The sequence below is a fragment of the Calothrix sp. CBUCES-K 9914 genome, assembly GCF_059640475.1.
In genome coordinates this window covers 1-1,271 of the sequence record NZ_JBXXZH010000544.1, presented here as the reverse complement: position 1 = coordinate 1,271, position 1,271 = coordinate 1, and the positions used below count along the sequence as shown (strand labels likewise).

The 1,271-nt window shown below is 37.8% G+C and carries 1 protein-coding gene; it reads left to right on the top strand.

Features of this window, described 5'->3' with window-relative positions; translation table 11 throughout:
• Positions 1-928: 928 nt before the first annotated feature.
• A partial coding sequence (locus AC2JBO_RS44970) for a hypothetical protein (protein ID WP_496960094.1) occupies positions 929-1,271 on the top strand: 343 nt, incomplete at its 3' end.

Sequence of the window (1,271 nt, the reverse complement as noted above, 5' to 3'; positions counted from 1 at the left end):
AATTGTGAGTAAAATTTATGACCATCACAGAAGCCTCCTAGAGGCGGTTATTTAAGGCGTAGGCCAAAACTGGATGCTCCCCAAAACACTTACCGCTCGGCGCCTCGTTAAATAATGATAGGCGCCTATTCAAATTAATCAAATAAATTATCCGAACGTTCGTATAATAAAAGAATAAATTGCTTTAGAGAACTCCACGAAATAATTGATCATCTTTTTTATGGAGTTCTCTTAGTAGTGATTATTCTTGAGATTACCCTTCAATGAACGACTTAATTTCACTCACAGTTCTGTGATTATCAATCATAGACAACTTTGTTTACGTTGACATTTCTTGTGGACATGAATGTGTGAAAGCAAGATATTAATTCAAATGCCTAAAGCTTTTGCCACCTTTGTGTTATAAGTTAATAGTTCTAATATTTCAATAACTGGCGCCTTTGCTTCATTTAGGGCTAACAGCAACGATGCTGTAACCAGCCGCCACGCCGAGCTTGAAAACTTTGTCCAGTAAAGGTTTCGTGAAAAAAAACTGAGATTACCTATATATATATATATTCTTGAAGTCTCTACAACGCTTATGGTATGGAAGTAATGCACGAGCGCTCCGGCTCACAACTTCCCCTTAGACGCGCGCTCTTTGTGAAGTTGCTCCTGTAGCACTTTCGGCGCCTGCTATTAATGGTTAATACCGACTCTTAAAAATTGAATAGATTATAAAAAGCGCTCCTGACTATTGGGGGCGCTTTTTATGTTGTTGAAAGTCGTTGACCTTAACTTTTATTAAAAATACGCCTGGGAGCAAGTCCATAATTTTCCTAAACTTCTAGTTATCGATTCATTTATAGAGAGCAAGTACATTAATAAGTGTCAAACACAGAAGCCCTTCAAATCAAGGCTTTGTGACTCACTCAACACGTAATAGATTATGTTTAATCGTTCATTATTAAAAGCTGCTCTCTTGGTTTGTGCCAGTGTTCCGGTTATAAACTTCGGTCTCGCGTCAGCCCAAACTGTTAACGCTACTGGAAGTTCCGCTCAAGGAAGTTCTTATGAATCTATTAGAGTCGCATTAATTCGTCAAGATTCTTCAGACTGTGTTAACTCGGATGTAACTAAAAAACCTGGCTCACATGGTAATGTAGGCGGATTTATTTCTATGACTAAAAACCCTCATGATGGTGAACTGCAAATGAAAGTATCAATTATTGATGGGACTCCGAACACTAAGTACAACGTTTTCTTAAAGTGTAAACAACAAATTGGCTATG